The following is a 15,782-nucleotide window of genomic DNA, read 5'->3' on the forward strand; positions in this document are numbered from 1 at the left end:
CCGGCCCGCATGATGCTGCATCGAACGAACCGAGAGGAACCGCCCGGCATGACCACCCCCCGCCACGACCCCGCCACGCTGACCGGCCTGGCCCGCGACCTGTGCCGCGCCGCCGGTCTGGATGCCGCGAAATCCGAGGCGGTGGCGGTGACGCTGGTGGAAGCCGACCTGCTGGGCCACGCCACCCATGGCCTCGCCCTGCTGCCGCGCTACCTGGATGATGCGACCTCCGGCGGCATGGCGCGGGATGGGGAGCCGGAGGTGGTGCGCGACCGCGGCGCCACCCTCACCTGGAATGGCCGCCGCCTGCCGGGGCCGTGGCTGGTGCACAAGGCGCTGGATGTCGCGCTGGAACGGGCCGTGACCTATGGCACCTGCAGCGTCGCGATCGGCGACAGCCACCATATCGGCTGCCTCGCCGCCTACCTGACCCGCGCGACGGAGCGCGGCTTCATGCTGGTGCTATCCTCCTCCGCCTCCGCCGCCGCGGCCGTCGCGCCCTTCGGCGGCATCACCGGCGTGCTGGCGCCGGACCCGGTGGCGGCGGGCATCCCCACCGATGGGGACCCGCTCCTGATGGATGTCAGCGCCTCCATCACCACCATCAACATGGCCGGGCAGTTGCAGAAGGCCGGCGTGCAATACGCGCATCCCTGGGTGCAGGACGCCGCCGGCAACCCGAGCACGGACCCGGCCGTGCTGGCGCAGGGCGGCACGCTGCTGCCGGCGGGCGGGCTGGACCATGGCCAGAAGGGCTATGCCTGGGCGCTGATGAACGAGGCGCTGACCCAGGGCCTGTCCGGCTATGGCCGCGCCGACAAGCCGACCGGCTGGACCGCCAGCGTGCTGCTGCAGGTCTATGATCCGGAGGCTTTCGCCGGCCAGGCCGCCTTCCTGCGGCAGACCAGCCACACCGCCGCCGCCTGCCGCGCCGCGACGCCCCGCCCGGGGGTCAGCCGCGTGCGCCTGCCGGGCGAATCCGGCCTGGCGCATCGCCGCGCCGCGCTGAAGGACGGCCTGGCCCTTTCGCCCGCCATCCTGGCGGGGCTGCGCGGCGCCGCGGCGAAGCTCGGCGTCGTGATGCCCGCCTGACGCGTCGCAGTGCTCCGCGATGCCCGCCTGCCTCAGCGCCGCGGCATGCCGGGCATGCCCTGCAGCGCCTGCGGCATGCCCTGGGGCATCTGCATGGTCTGGTAGCCCTGCGGCCGGCGGAAACGCGCCGGGTCCTGCGCGCCATAGGCGACGCGGGTTGCCTCCATGCTGCCGGATTCACCACCCGAGGTGCCCTGCGCCCGCAGCATCACGCCATCCGGCGTGATGCAGGCAGTACCGCGGTCATCGCCGTCCTGGAAGTTCCAGACGTTGCAGGCATGGCCGGCCACGGTGTCCCGGCCGGTCTGGCGGAACTGGCCACGCGTCGGCAGCCCGGCAGTGGCCTGGTCCATCGGGATGTCCATCAGCATCCGCATCTGCTCCATCACCATGAAGCCGCGCTGCGCCCGGTGGTCGGCCACCATGTAGCCCATGCCGCCCATATCCACGCGCATGGTCTGCTGGCTGGCGAGCCAGGACATGGTCATCGCCGGCATCCCCGACTGTGCGCGCGCGCCCGTGACGCGATAGGTAACGGCGACGTCACGCGCGGGGAACAATTGCGGGCGATCCTGGGCCGCGGCCTCCGGCGTCGGCAGGCCGGCAGCCAGGGCGAGGGCTGCGACGGCAAGGGCGGCGAGGCGTGTGGTGCGCATGGCTTTGGGTCTCCGTCCGTGTCCGACGGACGCTCCCCCGGCCGTCACCCCGCCGTCAAGCAAGGCACGGCTGGCGCGAAACCGCATGAAACGACGATTACGTATTGTTCATCTATTGCGGCCGTTCACCGATTGGTGAAGTCGTGATCGCTACGCTGCGTCGCACCTGTCCTGGAGCCTCGCCTGATGCTGTCCCGCATGTCGATCCGTGAACGCCTGATCGCCTCCTTCGCGTTCCTGCTGCTCTGTGTCGTCGGGATCGGCGGCTTCAGCATCAACCGGATGCAGGCGATCGACGGGGCTTCGTCGGAGATCGTCGAGAACTGGCTGCCGAGCATCCAGGCGCTCGGCAAGATCCGCGGTTCCATGTCCGACATCCGCATCGGCGTGCTGAACCACGTCAATTCCCAGGATGCAGCGCGGATGCGGACGCTGGAGGAGCAGATCGAGCGCCTGTCGCGCGAGCTGACGGAAGGGCAGAGGGTCTATGAGCGTTTGATCAGCAGCCCCGAGGAGCAGCGCATATACGATGGCTCGGCCGAGGCCATCGCCACCTACAAGCGCGAGATCCCCACGGTGATCGCCCTGTCGCGCGGCGGCCAGCAGGCCGAAGCCGGCACGGCCGTCACCCGGCTTCTGGTGCCGGCAGGCAATGCCGTCGCGCAGACGCTGGGACAGCTGGAGGAGTTGAACGCGGCCGGCGCGGCCGCCGCCAGCGACGCCGCGACCGCAACCTTCGCCAGCGCCCGCATGCTGATCCTGGTCGCCATCGGCGCCATGTTCGTGCTCGGCCTGGTCGTGGCCATCACCATCCTGCGCGCCATCGGCAAGGGCATCTCCGACGTTCTGGCGCCCATGCAGCGCCTCTCCCAGGGCGATCTGGACGCCAAGGTGCCGGATCTCGCCGAACGCACGGAGATGGGCCGCATCGCCGCGGCGCTGCGCGTGTTCAAGGCGGCGCTGGAAGAAAAGCAGCGCGCCGACGCCGCGATCCGGCAGGAAGAACAGGCCAAGGCACGCCGCGCCGAAATCATGGCCACCCTCGTCGCCGGCTTCGAAGCCGATGCCGCGGAGGCGCTGCAGGGCGTCGCCGCCGCCACCACCCAGCTCGACGCCATGGCGGGCAGCATGACCAAGACGGCGCGGGACGGTGAAAGCCGCGCCGCCTCGGTCGCCGCCGCCGCCGAGCAGGCCTCCGCCAGCGTGCAGAACGTGGCCGCCGCCGCCGAGCAGCTCGGCGCCTCCATCGCCGAGATCGCCCGCCGGGTGACCGACAGCGCCACCGCCGCGCGCAATGCCTCCGACGGCGCGCGGGCCAGCGACGCGGCCATCACCGGCCTGTCCGAATCGGCACAGCGCATCGGCGACGTGGTGCGGCTGATCGCCGACATCGCCGGCCAGACCAACCTGCTCGCCCTGAATGCCACCATCGAGGCGGCGCGCGCCGGCGAGCACGGCAAGGGCTTCGCCGTGGTCGCCAGCGAGGTGAAGGCGCTCGCCGCGCAGACCGCCAGCGCGACGGAACAGATCGGCGCACAGATCGCCACCATGCAGGCGGAAACCCGCGGCGCGGTGGACGCCATCCGCGGCATCGCGGCGACCATCGACCAGGTGGACCAGATCACCGTCCAGGTCGCCGCGGCGGCCGAGGAACAGGCCAGCGCGACGCAGGAAATCGTCCGCGCGGTGGCGGAGGCCGCAACCGGCACGCAGGAAGTGTCCCGCTTCACGGGTGAACTCTCGCAGGGCGCGGTGGCGACCGGGGAGGCGGCGACGCAGGTCGGCCATTCCTCGGGCGAGCTGACCCAGCGTTCCCAGCGGCTGCGGACCCAGGTGGACGCCTTCCTCTCCGGCATCCGCGCCGCCTGACGGCTGCAATCCGCGGCGATCCCGTGCCAGGATCGCCGCATGGTTGCCTCCCCCACCGCACGGCTACGCCGCCTCTGCCTCACCTTGCCCGAAGCGGCGGAGGTGGAGACCTGGGAACAGCCCACCTTCCGCGTGCGCGGCCGCATCTTCGCCATGCTGCACCAGGGCGAGCACGGCCTGGCCGTCTGGTTCAAGGCGCCGCCGGGCAGCCAGGAAGTGCTGACCGAGGCGGCGCCGGACCGCTTCTTCCGGCCTCCCTATCTCGGCCACAAGGGATGGGTGGCGTTGCGGCTCGGCGGCGCGGTGGATTGGGATGAGGCGGAGGCGCTGATACGGCGCAGCTATTCCCTGATCGCGCCGAAGCGGCTGGCGGCGCAGGCCGCCGGCCACGCCGCCACGCAGCACGGCGGCTGACCGGCGGGGCGCGGCTTCAGAAGGCGATGCGCCAGCCGCCCTGCCGTTCCACCAGCACACCCCGCCCCGCCAGCGCCTGCAGCGCACGGCGGCATTCCTCCGGCGGCAGGCGGCCTTCCAGAAGGGCGACCAGCCGCGCCTCCGACGGCGCCACACGGCCAAAGGCCGCCTCGAAATCCTCCGTCGCGAGGGCGTCATGGTTGCGGACGCACAGCTCGGCCGAAGCCTCATGCACGGCTTCGAGAACCAGGCGTTCGGCAGGATCGGTGATCCGCTCCAGGCCATTGACCAGGATCCGCACCAGCGCGACCAGGCTCAGCCCGGCCCAGGCGGCCAGCAGGCGCGGGTACCCGGAAGTGGTGAGGAGCACGAGGATGAGCGCCAGCGCATCCCGCAACCCGGCTTCCGCAGTGGCGCGCACCTTGTAGACGACATGGGCGTCGACCCGGAGCTGCGCCATCGGGCCATACACCGGCGGTTCGAGCAGCCGGGACTCGACGCGCTCGGCCAGAAGCGCATCCGTGGCGCGCCGCATATCCTGCAGGGAGGATCCGAATTGATCGCCCCTGCCCGTGCCGCCGCTGCTCGCCAGGGCTTGCCGCAGCCCCTGCTCCGCCCAGCTTCCGAGCGCAGCCCTGCGGCGGCCGGCACGTTCCCAGATGTCGTCCTGGATCTGGAGATCGGTCTGCCACGCTCCCGATTCGAGAAGCGCCAGCGCTTCAGCCCGTCCAAGCCGGTCCACCGCCCGGGTCATCTGCCCGCCTCCTACGCCTCCCGACTGGCCCCCAAATGGCGCCCGGCCTAATCGCGTGGCCCGGGCGCCAGCACCTCCCGCTTGCCGACATGGTTGGCCGCGCCGACCACGCCGTTCTTCTCCATCTGCTCGATCAGCTTCGCCGCGCGGTTGTAGCCGATGTTGAGGTGGCGCTGCACGAAGCTGGTGCTGGCCTTGCCCTCCCGCGTCACCAGATCCACCGCCTGGTCGTAGAGCGAGGCCTCGCCATCGGTGTTGCCGCCCATCATGCCGGAGGCATCCGGCCCGGCCGCATCCTCATCCACCTCCGTCACCTCCTCGATGTAGGAGGGCTCGGCCTGTTCGCGCAGGAAGGCGACCACCGCCTCGACTTCCTCATCCGAGACGAAGGGCCCGTGCACGCGGCTGATGCGGCCACCGCCGGCCATGTGCAGCATGTCGCCCTGGCCCAGCAGCTGCTCCGCGCCCATCTCGCCGAGGATGGTGCGGCTGTCGATCTTGGACGTGACCTGGAAGCTGATGCGGGTCGGGAAGTTCGCCTTGATGGTGCCGGTGATGACGTCCACCGAAGGCCGCTGCGTCGCCATGATCACATGGATGCCGGCTGCGCGCGCCATCTGCGCCAGGCGCTGCACCGCGGCCTCGATATCCTTGCCGGCGACGATCATCAGGTCCGCCATCTCGTCGATGACCACGACGATCATCGGCAGCGGCTCCAGCGCCAAGGGCTGGTCCTCGAACAGCGGCTTGTTGGTCTCCGGATCGAAGCCGACCTGCACGCGGCGGGTCAGCACCTCGCCCCGGGCGCGGGCGGCTTCCGCCTTCTCGTTGTAGCCGCCGATATTGCGGACGCCGAGCTGGGACATGGCGCGATAGCGCTTCTCCATCTCCCGCACCGTCCACTTCAGCGCACCGATCGCCTTGGCCGGCTCGGTCACGACCGGGGCGAGCAGATGCGGGATGCGGTCATAGACCGACAGTTCCAGCATCTTCGGGTCGATCATGATGAAGCGGCACTCATCCGGGGTGAACCGGTAGAGCAGCGACAGGATCATGGTGTTGATGCCGACCGACTTGCCCGAGCCGGTGGTGCCCGCGATCAGCAGATGCGGCATCCGGGCGAGGTCGGCGATGACCGGCGCGCCGCCGATATCCTTGCCGAGTGCCAGCGGCAGCTTGGCCTGGTGGCGGTGCCAGTCCTCCGCCATCATCATCTCGGAGAAATACACCATCTCCCGCTTGCTGTTCGGCAGCTCGATGCCGATCACGTTGCGGCCCGGCACCGTGGCGATACGCACGGCGGTGACGGACATGGACCGCGCGATATCATCCGCCAGGCCGATGACGCGGGCCGACTTGGTGCCGGGGGCCGGTTCCAGCTCATACAGCGTGACCACCGGGCCGGGGCGGATCTCGGCGATGCGGCCGCGCACGCCGTAATCCTCCAGCACCGTCTCCAGCATCCGCGCATTGCCCTGCAGCGCTTCCTCCGAAGGGCCGGCGGCGCGGCGGGCGGGCGGCGGCGTGAGCAGCGACAGCGGCGGGTAGCGCCAGGTGCCATCCGGCAGGTCCAGGCTGATCTGGCGGGCATTGGCCACGGGCTTGGGCGGCGCGGCGCGGTCCGCCACACGTGGTGAAGCGAGCTTGGCGCGGGCCGCGGCTGCGGCCGCCGGGCGCGGCGGGGCTTCCTCCCGCGGCGCGGCTTCGGTGGCGGTCTGCTCGGCGAAGGACGGCTCGCGGCGCCGCGGCGGCGCGGCATCCTCGACCAGCGCATCGGCATTCCGCAGCATCTCGGCCAGCGGCGTCTCCCGCTCCCGCCGCCGCCGCACCGCGCCGCCGACGGCGCGGCCGACCGCCTTGAAGGGCCAGGCGGCGGCACGGGCGAAGAAGCCGGGCGGCACCTGTTCCCCCACATGTTCCCCCATCTGGCGTGCGCGGGCGGCGGTGAGGCGGACGGTGGCGCTGGCGGCACTACCTGCGCTGCCGGCGGCGGAGCCGGCCACGGCGCCGGCGCGGCGCCATTCGCCCAGCGTCAGCCCGAGCGCCACGAAGACCAGCAGCGCCGTCAGCGTCGCCAGCACCAGATGCGCGATGCCGGCACCGACCGGGCCGAGCAGGTCGCGCATCAGCCCCATCAGCGCCTGCGCCACCACCGGCCCTGCCGCACCGCCCGGCCCGGCGGCGGCCGGCACATCGGTCGGCAGCGGCAACAGGATCAGCGTGGCGGCCAGCAGCGGCAGCGCCGCCAGCAGGCAGGCCAGGCGCAGCGCGAAGGGCGCCAGGCCGCGATGCGTCGCCAGCCGCCAGGCCCAGGTCATCAGGCAGGCCACCAGCAGGAAGGCGGCGTAGCCGAAGGCCTGCAGCAGCAGGTCCGCCGCATGGGCGCCGATCGGCCCGGCCAGGTTGCCGGTCAGCTGGGAAGTGGCGGTGGAGAAGGACGGGTCGGCCGGGTCGTAGCTGGCCAGCGCCACGCCCAGCACCAGCCCGAACACCACCAGCACCAGCGCCACAAGCTCCGCCAGGCGGCGCTGCAGCGCGGCCTTGAGGGCGGGGGAGGCGAAGCGGCGCCCGGCGGCGGCGAGCCGGTCGCCCACGGCCGGGGTGCTGGCGGTGCGGGCCATCTGGGGTGGTTCCTGAAGCTTTGCGGGAACTCTACACCGGAAGCCTCTCGGATTGAACGGTGTTGCAAGGCGCGCCGCACCGCCGGGCGCCGGGTGTGTCCCCGCCGCCGCCGCTGTCGCGGGGTGCCGATCAATCCGCGGGAGGTTTGTTGCCGCGCAGCTTCTTGACGCCGGAGCGCAGCTTCTTGCCCTCCAGCCGGCGCATCTGCGCGCCGTAGCTGGGCTTGGTGGCGCGGCGGGTCGGCGGCGGCGGCTCGGCGGCCTTGGCCAGCAGTTCGTCCAGCCTTTCCCGCGCATCGGTCCGGTTGCGGTCCTGGGTCCGGAAGCGCTGCGCCTGGATCACCAGCACGCCATCCTGGGTGATCCGCCGGCCGGCCAGCGTCGCCAGCCGGCGCGCCATGTATTCGCCCATGTCGAGCCGGTTGAGGTTGAGCCGCAGCTCCACCGCCGTCTCCACCTTGTTAACGTTCTGGCCGCCGGGGCCGGACGAACGCACGAAGCGTTCCTCCAGCGCGTCGTCCGGGATGTGCGGGATGCGGGCCATGCCGCGCCTCATGGCGCGTCCCATCACGGCGCGCAAATGAAAAGGGCGCCGGGGATTGCTCCCCGGCGCCCGTTCAGGTCCAGCCCGCTGGCTCAGCCGAGGCGTTCGCCGTGCAGCGTCACGTCCAGGCCCTCGCGCTCCTCCTCCTCCGTCACGCGGAGGCCGACGATGGCGTCCACGATCTTGAGCAGGATGAAGGTGGCGATCGCCGTGAAGACGAAGACCGCCGCCACCGCATAGACCTGCAGCAGGAACTGCTCGAAGGATCCGCTGATGCCGGCCGGCGATGCCGGGGTGCCCGACAGCGGGCCATAGGCGAAGACGCCCGTCAGCAGCGCACCGGCGATGCCGCAGATGCCGTGCACGCCGAAGGCGTCCAGGCTGTCGTCATAGCCGCACCAGTGCTTCAGCGCGGTCGCGCCCCAGAAGCCGGCGAGGCCAGCCACCAGGCCGATGACCAGCGCGGAACCCGGCAGCACGAAGCCCGCCGCCGGGGTGATGGCAACCAGCCCCGCCACTGCGCCGGAGATCGCGCCGAGCACGGAAGGCTTGCCCTTGGTCGCCCATTCGGCCGCCAGCCAGGCCAGCACCGCACCGGCCGCGGCCACCTGCGTCACCAGCATCGCCATGCCGGCGCGCGCACCGGCACCGACGGCGGAGCCGGCGTTGAAGCCGAACCAGCCCACCCACAGCATGCTCGCGCCGATCACGGCGAAGGCCAGGTTGTAGGGGGACATGTTCTCGGTGCCGTAGCCGACCCGCTTGCCGAGCACGACCGCCGCCACCAGGCCCGCCACGCCGGCATTGATGTGCACGACGGTGCCACCGGCGAAATCCAGCGCGCCGAGCGCGAAGATCCAGCCATTCGGGTGCCAGACCCAATGTGCCACGGGCGAATAGACCAGCAGCGTCCACAGCGTGACGAACAGCATCAGCGCGGAGAACTTCATGCGGTCCGCCACCGCGCCGGTGATCAGCGCGGCGGTGATGATGGCGAAGGTCATCTGGAAGGTGACGAAGACGCTTTCCGGAATGGTGGTCGCCACCGCGCCGTCACCCGAGCCCAGCACGAAGGGGGCATCCCAGCCCTCACCCATGCCGGACAGCAGCACCTTGGACAGGTCGCCGATATAGGCATTGCCCTCGCCGAAGGCCAGGCTGTAGCCCAGCAGCATCCACAGCACGCCGACCAGGCCGCAGACCGCGAAGGACTGCATCATGGTCGCCAGCACGTTCTTCTTGCGGACCATGCCCGCATAGAACAGCGCCAGGCCGGGCACCGTCATCATCAGCACGATGGCCGTGCTGGTCAGCATCCAGGCGGTGTCGCCGGTATCAATGGTCGGCGTAGGTGCCGCCACGGCCGCATCCTGCGCGAATGCCGCGCCGGACAGGACCAGCGCCGGCAGCGCCATGGCAGCGGCGCGCGCAATCCTCGTCATTCCCCCATTCCTCATCATGCCCCCGGTCCTGAACCTGGGTGTGTTGTCGCCCGACATGCCGCTACAGCGCCTGGTCATCGGCTTCGCCGGTGCGGATGCGCAGTGCGCGTTCCACGTCCAGGACGAAGATCTTGCCATCGCCGATCTTGCCGGTGCGCGCGGCGCCGGCGATCGCCTCCACCACCGCATCCACCATGTCGGCGGCGACGGCGACTTCGATCTTGAGCTTCGGCAGGAAGCTCACGTGATATTCGGCTCCGCGATAGATCTCGGTCTGGCCCTTCTGCCGACCGAAACCCTTGACCTCGGTAACCGTAAGCCCCTGCACGCCGAGCGGAGTGAGCGCATCGCGCACCTCGTCCAGCTTGAAAGGCTTGATGATGGCCATGACCAGCTTCATCGCGCCGCAGTTCCCCTTCCCAAGGCGATATCGGAGGACTGCAATCCAAGGACCGTGCCACGCGCTTCGTAGACCGTTTTACGTGGAGTTCCGCGCGCCCGCGCAAAGTTGCGCTGCTGCACTGCGAGAAACGTGCCTATTTCTTGGGCAATTGCCTCGCCCTTGCCGAAACGCCCCCGCAGCGCGACTTTCCCCGCCATGAGCGAGATCGAGACCACCATCTGCATCGTCGGCGCCGGCCCGGTCGGCGCCACACTGGCCGCGACCCTGGCCGCCGCCGGCATTCCCACCGCGGTGCTGGACCGCGCACCGTTGCCGCCGATGGAGCTGCCGGATTTCGATGGCCGCGCCTATGCCATCGCGCTCACCAGCCAGCGGCTGCTGGCGGCGTCGGGCATCTGGGACCGGCTACCGGAGCCTCCGCAGCCGATTCACCACATCCGCGTGGCCGATGGCCGGCCGGGCCATGCGCCCTCCCCGCTCAAGCTGGACTTTCGGAGCGAGGAGGTGGGCCCCGACCCCTTCGGCTGGATGGTGGAGGCGCGGGCACTGCGCGTCGCGCTGAATGCCCGCCTGCCGCATCTGCCCAATCTGCGCGTCTTCGCCCCGGCCGAGGCCAGCGTCGAACGCCAGCCGGAAGGTGCCCGCATCCGCATCACCGCCGGCCCGGATGCCGGGACCACGCTGGTCGCGCGCCTGGTGGTGGCCGCCGAGGGGCGGGACAGCGCGCTGCGCCAGCAGGCCGGCATCCGCGTGCAGCGTCATGATTACGGCCAGACCGGCATGGTCGGCGCCTTCGCACATGAACGCCCGCACAATGGCACGGCGCTGGAGATGTTCCTGCCGAACGGCCCCTTCGCGCAATTGCCGCTGGCCGGCCCCGGCGGCTTCGGCACGGCGCAATTTCCGCACGCCTCCGCCTTCGTCTGGTCCGACCGGCGTGACCTGGCTGCGCGCTTCCTGGCGATGGACGACGCCGCCTTCGGGCGGGAGCTGACGCGCCGCATGGGCGACCACCTGGGCGCCATCAGGCCCATCGGCCGGCGCTGGTCCTACCCGCTGACGGCGCTGTGGGCGCAGCGGCAGACGGATACGCGGCTGGCGCTGGTCGGCGACGCCGCGCATGGCATCCACCCGATCGCCGGCCAGGGCCTGAACCTCGGCTTCCGCGATGTCGCCGCGCTGGCGGAGGCGGTGATCGAGGCGGTGGCGGCCGGGGAGGATCCGGGCAGCACCGCCGTGCTGCGCCGCTACGAACGCCGCGCCCGGCCGGATGCCGCGATCATGCTCGGCGCGACCCATGTGCTGGAGAAGCTGTTCGGCAACGACTTCGGACCCGTGCGCCTGGCGCGGCGCCTGGGCATCGCGGCGGTGGACCGCATGCCGCGGCTGAAGCGCGCCTTCGCGCAGCGGGCGATGGGCATGGCGGGGGCGAGCGGGCTGCTCGGCGGCCAGGGGCTGATGACGCCGCCTACCTGACGGACAGGATGCGCCACCCGGCGAAGGATGCGGCCAGCGCCGCGACGGCGAGGCTCGGCACGGCGACCCAGGTGATCGCCCCCAGCAGGTCCCGCCCCATCACCTGGTCCGACACCGCGCCCATCAGCACCGGCCCGATGGCGCAGAAGGCCGCGATGATCACGCTGTAGGACGCGAAGGCGCGCGCCCGCAGCGGGGGCGGCACCAGGTCCTGCACCATGGTCGGGATGAAGGCATTGGCCAGGCAGGTCGCCAGCAGGAAGCCGGTGACCAGAACCAGCACCGCCTGCACGGAACCCAGCCAGGGCAGCAGCAGTACGCAGGGCAGCGCCAGCAGGGCGCCGAGCGCCATCACCAGCGGCCGCCCTGCCTCCTGCCGCCCCGCCGGCAACAGGCGGTCCATCAGCCCGGCCATGCCAAGGCTTGCGAGGTTGGTGGCCAGCACGATCACCCCCAGCCATTCCCCCAGCATGCCGAGGTCGAAGCTGAAGCGCCGGGTCAGCGCCAGGGCCAGCAGCGGCATCAGCCCCTGCACGGCGATGGCGACGCCACCGGCCGCCAGCACCAGCAGGCCGATGGTGCGGCCTTGCGCGCGCAGGAAGGCCGGCAGCGACCCGGTGGCGGCTTCGGCCGCAATGGCCCGCCGTGGCGGATCGACGGTGGCGAAGCCCAGTAGCAGCAAGGGCAGCCCAAGCCCGGCGATCATGACCATCGCCAGGCGCCAGGTCTCGAAGCCACCCAGCGTCCCGGGGAAGGCCGCGCCGAGCTGCGCCGCCTGGTCCACCAGCCAGCCGCCGAGCGCATAGCCAGACGCGGCACCGACCGACATCAGCGCCGCGAAGCTGAGATTGGCCGCCACGCGCCGTCCCGGCCGCACCAGATCGGGCAGCATCGAGTAGATCACCGGGATCAGCGCGAATTCGGTCACGCCCGCCGCGGCCCGCCCGGCGAAGAACAGCGGAAACCAGGGCGCCAGGGCGCCAAGCGCCGTCAGCGCCACCCAGGCGGCGATGAAGAACAGCAGCACGGCCTTGCGCGAATACTGGTCGGCCAGGCGTGCCAGCGGAATCGCCAGCAGGCTCGCGACCAGGATGCCGGCAATGCCGTGCAGCGCGCCGATCACCGCATCGCCCACGCCGAAGCTCGCCTGGATGGCGGGCGACAGCAGGGCGAGCAGGCCGCGATCGGTCATCTGCACGCCGGCCGCGACGCCGAGATACAGGATGGTGAGCAGGGCGGCGGGGCTGTCCGCCGCCCTGCCCTGCGTCGTCACTTTCCCTGCCTCACCACTTATAGGTCAGGCTGGCGAGCACGTTCAGCCGGTTGCCGTAGAAGCAGCCGGAGGTGCCGGAGCAACGGGCGACATAGCGCGTATCGGCCAGGTTGCTGGCATTCACGCCGAACTCCAGCCCGCGCATCTCCTCGGACAGCTTCGACAGGTCGTAGCGCATGCCCGCATCGAACAAGGTGGTCGAGGGCACTACGCTGCCGCCGGTATTCACCGCGGAGGTATTGCCGAGGTAGCGCACGCCAGCGCCCACCGTCAGGCCCGAGAGCACGCGCCCGGCATCGACGAAGGTGTATTCGGCGTAGAGATTGGCGTTGGTCGCGGCCACGCCGGCCGGGCGATTGCCTTCCTCGCCGGCCGTCGAGCTGCTGGTGATCTCGGGGTCGAGCAGGCTGACGGAGCCGAGCAGGCTCCAGCCCCGGCCGAGCTCGGCGACGCCTTCGAGTTCCAGGCCGCGCACGCGGATCTCGCCGACCGATTTCTGCTGGAAGTTGATGTCGGCGGTCAGCGAGTTCTGCTGCGTGAGCTGGAAGGCCGCGAGCTGTACGAAGCTGCGCATGCCGGGCGGCTGGAACTTCACGCCGACCTCGTACTGCTCGCCCTCCAGCGGGTCCCAGCTGTTGCCGGCCGCATCGGTGCCGATCTGCGGCTGGAAGGAACGGGCATAGCTGGCATAGGGCGCGAGGCCGGTGTCGGAAAGGTAGACGGCACCGAGGCGCCAGGTGAAGGCGCTGTCGTTCTGGCTGCGGGTGGTGTTGGTCACCCGGTTGTCGACGTCCGAATGGGCCCAGTCCTGCCGGATGCCGGCGACCAGCACCAGGCGGTCGATGCGCATCTGGTCCTGCAGATAGACGCCATACTGCGTGTTGACCTGGCGCACGCTGTCATAGGGCGCGGGCAGCGTGCCGACCGGCGTGCCATAGCTCGGCGCGAATACGTCGAGGCCGCTGGCGAAGGCGAATTGCTGCGCGTTGCGGTAGTTCACCTGGCTCGCATCGAAGCCCGCCAGCACGGTGTGCCGCACGGTGCCGGTGGCGAATTCCGCCTTCGCGTGGTTGTCCAGCTGCAGCGTGTTGACATTGATGTTGGCGCGATACGCGTAGCGGTTCAGCGTGCGCTGGTCCGCCTGCAGACCTCCGCCATAGACCTGGTCCCAGCGGATTTCCGTCTCGGCGTAGCGGAAATTCTGCTGGAAGGACCAGACGTCGTTGAAGCGGTGGTTGAACTCGTAGCCGACGCCATACTGTTCCCGGTTGAAGGCGTCGAAATCGGGTTCGCCGGTGAAGCGGCTGCGGCTGATGCGGCCGAACGGTGTCGAGGTGACGGTGCCTTCGTAGGGCAGGAACTGGTTACCCGAGGTCCGGTCGCGCTGGTAGAAGCTCATCATGGTGAGCGAGGTGTCGGCCGTCGGCTGCCAGGTCAGCGAGGGCGCGAGAAACACGCGGTCGTCCCGCACGAAGTCCACCGCCGTGTCGCTGTCCCGCACCAGGCCGGTCAGGCTGTAGGACCAGATGCCATCGCGATCGAGCGGGCCGGAGGCATGGCCCTGGCCCTGCAGGCGACCCTCGCTGCCGGCCGAGAGCCGCACCTCGCCGCGCGCGCTGTCGGTCGGGCGGCGCTGCATCATGTTCACCAGGCCGCCCGGGGCGATCTGGCCGTACAGCACGGAGGTCGGGCCGCGCAGCACCTCGTAGCGCTCCAGCCCGTAGGTCTCGAAGGCGCTGCCGGCGTAGCCCGCATTGTAGCGCAGGCCGTTCAGGAAGATGCCGTTGTCCTGCGCGTTGAAACCGCGCAGCTGGAACCAGTCGGTGCGGCTGTCGGTGCCGTAGTTCTCGCCCCGGACGCCGGCGGTGTAGCGCAGCGCCTCGCCCAGCGTCTGCGCCTGGCGCGCATCGATCTGGTCGCGCGGGATGACGGTGATGGATTGCGGGTTCTCGATCAGCGCCGTGTCGGTCTTGGTGCCGGAGATCTGCTGGCTGGCGACGAAGCCGCGGATCGGGTCCAACGCGCGTTCCGCGGCGCCGACCACGCTGGTTTCCGGCAGCAGCAGGGGCGATGCCTCGGTGGAGCCGGTGGCCGGAAGGGTGGTCTGGGCGGAAGCGGGCCAGGGAAGCTGCGCGACGATGGCGGCGGCCAGCAGCGTGGTGACGGTGCGATGCCGGTCCCGCGGGCGGATGTGCATGAAGAGGTCCCCATCCGAGGTTCAGCGAGCAGGGCCTTCGGCGCTGCTCCGGTCCAGGGCATAAAGTTGAGAATGAGACGCGTTATTAACTGAAATCCGCGCCACGACAACGGCGGGCGCGTCAGATCACGCCGCCACCTGCATCTGCGCCGCCCGGGCCGGCCCCTCGCCCCGCCCCTGATCCCGCCCCTGGTCCCGGCCTTGGGCCGCCGCGCTGCGCCCGTAGTCATCCACGCTGACGCCGAAATTCCAGTAGCCCAGCACCAGCATGTCGCGGCGATCGAGGCCGCAGACCCCCCGCAGATGCTCGCCCATGGCGGTGGCGGCCGCGGATTCGGCGGCCACCCAGGCGAAGACATCCTCCCCAGGCGCCACCGCCAGCCCTGCCACGGCGCGCGCCAGCAACGAGGTCCGCCCGGCACCATGCGGGCCATGGTGCAGCCAGGTGACGGCAAGGCCGGGTGGGTGCCGCAGCTTCTGCTGCTCCTCCGGCCCCGGCACCTCGATGAAGGCATGGCCACGGGCCGTTTCCGGCAGCCCTTCCAGGATGTTCACCAGGGCCGGCAGGGCGCAGTGGTCGCCCGCCAGGATGTAGCGCGCGGCCGGGTTCACGCCGCGGCCGCCGAGGCCGGCGATGCCCACCTCATCCCCCGCCTTGGCCCGGGCCGCCCAGGCGGAGGCAATGCCGGCGTGGCCATGCAGGACGAAGTCGATGTCGAGTTCCCCCGCCGTCGCATCCAGCCGCCGCACCGTGTAGCTGCGCAGCACCGGGCGGCGATCCTCGGCCGGCCAGACCGGCTTGCCCGCCGCATCCTGCAGCGGCAGTTCCAGCCCGATACGGGGCGCCGGGGGCAGCAGCAGCTTCACATTCGGCCCGCCGCTGAGGCCGGCGATCTCCCGCCCGCCGAGGGTGATCCGCCGCATGCCGGGCGTGACCTGCACCGTGCGCAGCACCCGCAGCCGGCGAATGCCGCGCCAGCGCGTCGCCCAGGGCTCTGCCGAAACCGCGAGACCGCTCATCGCCCTCGTCCATGGAAGTCG

At 71.0% G+C, this 15,782-nt stretch carries 14 protein-coding genes; 4 read left to right on the forward strand and 10 right to left on the reverse strand.

The features are described 5' to 3' along the window. The first annotated feature begins 48 nt into the window (after positions 1-48). The gene (locus tag HB662_RS01025) at positions 49-1,092 is read left to right on the forward strand and encodes an Ldh family oxidoreductase (protein WP_168046275.1); all 1,044 of its coding nucleotides are present in this window, start codon (positions 49-51) and stop codon (positions 1,090-1,092) included. Positions 1,093-1,124: 32 nt separating this feature from the next. On the opposite strand, the gene HB662_RS01030 is transcribed toward HB662_RS01025, so the two are convergent. Beyond that, positions 1,125-1,748, reverse strand: coding sequence for a hypothetical protein (locus HB662_RS01030; RefSeq protein WP_168046277.1), 624 nt, complete (start codon positions 1,746-1,748; stop codon positions 1,125-1,127). A 186-nt stretch (positions 1,749-1,934) separates the two neighbouring features. Between HB662_RS01030 and HB662_RS01035 the strand changes: the two genes are divergently transcribed. After that, a complete protein-coding gene (locus tag HB662_RS01035) occupies positions 1,935-3,617 on the forward strand; it encodes a methyl-accepting chemotaxis protein (protein ID WP_168046279.1) in 1,683 nt (560 codons plus the stop codon). A gap of 39 nt (positions 3,618-3,656) precedes the next feature. Beyond that, entirely contained in the window at positions 3,657-4,031 is a 375-nt protein-coding gene (locus HB662_RS01040) for an MmcQ/YjbR family DNA-binding protein (RefSeq protein WP_168046281.1), read from the forward strand. Positions 4,032-4,047: 16 nt separating this feature from the next. Here the strand turns inward: HB662_RS01040 and HB662_RS01045 are convergent, their stop codons facing one another. The 6 genes from HB662_RS01045 to HB662_RS01070 all read right to left on the reverse strand — a co-directional run bounded on the left by HB662_RS01045 (position 4,048) and on the right by HB662_RS01070 (position 10,019). Continuing rightward, a complete protein-coding gene (locus tag HB662_RS01045; protein ID WP_168046282.1) occupies positions 4,048-4,785 on the reverse strand; it encodes a hypothetical protein in 738 nt (245 codons plus the stop codon). 47 nt (positions 4,786-4,832) lie between these two features. After that, positions 4,833-7,406 carry an FtsK/SpoIIIE family DNA translocase gene (locus tag HB662_RS01050; protein WP_168046283.1) on the reverse strand — a complete coding sequence of 858 codons (2,574 nt, stop codon included), beginning with the start codon at positions 7,404-7,406 and terminating at the stop codon, positions 4,833-4,835. 130 nt (positions 7,407-7,536) lie between these two features. Continuing rightward, complete coding sequence (arfB, locus tag HB662_RS01055) at positions 7,537-7,950, reverse strand: alternative ribosome rescue aminoacyl-tRNA hydrolase ArfB (protein WP_209443055.1); 414 nt, start codon at positions 7,948-7,950, stop codon at positions 7,537-7,539. A gap of 92 nt (positions 7,951-8,042) precedes the next feature. Continuing rightward, entirely contained in the window at positions 8,043-9,392 is a 1,350-nt protein-coding gene (locus tag HB662_RS01060) for an ammonium transporter (RefSeq protein ID WP_168046285.1), read from the reverse strand. 61 nt (positions 9,393-9,453) lie between these two features. Continuing rightward, positions 9,454-9,792, reverse strand: a complete 339-nt coding sequence (locus HB662_RS01065) for a P-II family nitrogen regulator (protein ID WP_168033934.1) — start codon at positions 9,790-9,792, stop codon at positions 9,454-9,456. Continuing rightward, complete coding sequence (locus HB662_RS01070) at positions 9,789-10,019, reverse strand: hypothetical protein (RefSeq protein WP_168046286.1); 231 nt, start codon at positions 10,017-10,019, stop codon at positions 9,789-9,791. The genes HB662_RS01065 and HB662_RS01070 overlap by 4 nt, the downstream gene beginning before the upstream one ends. Between HB662_RS01070 and HB662_RS01075 the strand changes: the two genes are divergently transcribed. Beyond that, positions 9,991-11,271, forward strand: a complete 1,281-nt coding sequence (locus HB662_RS01075; protein ID WP_168046287.1) for a UbiH/UbiF/VisC/COQ6 family ubiquinone biosynthesis hydroxylase — start codon at positions 9,991-9,993, stop codon at positions 11,269-11,271. The genes HB662_RS01070 and HB662_RS01075 overlap by 29 nt on opposite strands. On the opposite strand, the gene HB662_RS01080 is transcribed toward HB662_RS01075, so the two are convergent. The 3 genes from HB662_RS01080 to HB662_RS01090 form a co-directional block, all read right to left on the reverse strand. Further along, positions 11,264-12,544: an MFS transporter gene (locus tag HB662_RS01080; protein ID WP_209443056.1), complete on the reverse strand. Its 1,281-nt coding sequence runs from the start codon at positions 12,542-12,544 to the stop codon at positions 11,264-11,266. The two genes, HB662_RS01075 and HB662_RS01080, sit on opposite strands and share 8 nt — an antisense overlap. A 10-nt stretch (positions 12,545-12,554) precedes the next feature. Then, entirely contained in the window at positions 12,555-14,741 is a 2,187-nt protein-coding gene (locus HB662_RS01085) for a TonB-dependent siderophore receptor (RefSeq protein ID WP_168046288.1), read from the reverse strand. 126 nt (positions 14,742-14,867) lie between these two features. After that, complete coding sequence (locus tag HB662_RS01090) at positions 14,868-15,761, reverse strand: siderophore-interacting protein (RefSeq protein ID WP_168046289.1); 894 nt, start codon at positions 15,759-15,761, stop codon at positions 14,868-14,870. Between the last annotated feature and the right edge of the window lie 21 nt (positions 15,762-15,782).

The sequence above is a fragment of the Falsiroseomonas frigidaquae genome (assembly GCF_012163145.1).
Lineage (GTDB): Bacteria > Pseudomonadota > Alphaproteobacteria > Acetobacterales > Acetobacteraceae > Falsiroseomonas > Falsiroseomonas frigidaquae.

What these genes read in the sequence shown, in the direction of transcription:
- HB662_RS01025 (WP_168046275.1), top strand. Translation starts at nt 49, where the DNA reads ATGACCACCCCCCGCCACGACCCCGCCACGCTGACCGGCCTGGCCCGC.
- HB662_RS01030 (WP_168046277.1), bottom strand. Translation starts at nt 1,748, where the DNA reads ATGCGCACCACACGCCTCGCCGCCCTTGCCGTCGCAGCCCTCGCCCTG.
- HB662_RS01035 (WP_168046279.1), top strand. Translation starts at nt 1,935, where the DNA reads ATGCTGTCCCGCATGTCGATCCGTGAACGCCTGATCGCCTCCTTCGCG.
- HB662_RS01040 (WP_168046281.1), top strand. Translation starts at nt 3,657, where the DNA reads ATGGTTGCCTCCCCCACCGCACGGCTACGCCGCCTCTGCCTCACCTTG.
- HB662_RS01045 (WP_168046282.1), bottom strand. Translation starts at nt 4,785, where the DNA reads ATGACCCGGGCGGTGGACCGGCTTGGACGGGCTGAAGCGCTGGCGCTT.
- HB662_RS01050 (WP_168046283.1), bottom strand. Translation starts at nt 7,406, where the DNA reads ATGGCCCGCACCGCCAGCACCCCGGCCGTGGGCGACCGGCTCGCCGCC.
- arfB (WP_209443055.1), bottom strand. Translation starts at nt 7,950, where the DNA reads ATGGCCCGCATCCCGCACATCCCGGACGACGCGCTGGAGGAACGCTTC.
- HB662_RS01060 (WP_168046285.1), bottom strand. Translation starts at nt 9,392, where the DNA reads ATGACGAGGATTGCGCGCGCCGCTGCCATGGCGCTGCCGGCGCTGGTC.
- HB662_RS01065 (WP_168033934.1), bottom strand. Translation starts at nt 9,792, where the DNA reads ATGAAGCTGGTCATGGCCATCATCAAGCCTTTCAAGCTGGACGAGGTG.
- HB662_RS01075 (WP_168046287.1), top strand. Translation starts at nt 9,991, where the DNA reads ATGAGCGAGATCGAGACCACCATCTGCATCGTCGGCGCCGGCCCGGTC.
- HB662_RS01070 (WP_168046286.1), bottom strand. Translation starts at nt 10,019, where the DNA reads ATGCAGATGGTGGTCTCGATCTCGCTCATGGCGGGGAAAGTCGCGCTG.
- HB662_RS01085 (WP_168046288.1), bottom strand. Translation starts at nt 14,741, where the DNA reads ATGCACATCCGCCCGCGGGACCGGCATCGCACCGTCACCACGCTGCTG.
- HB662_RS01090 (WP_168046289.1), bottom strand. Translation starts at nt 15,761, where the DNA reads ATGAGCGGTCTCGCGGTTTCGGCAGAGCCCTGGGCGACGCGCTGGCGC.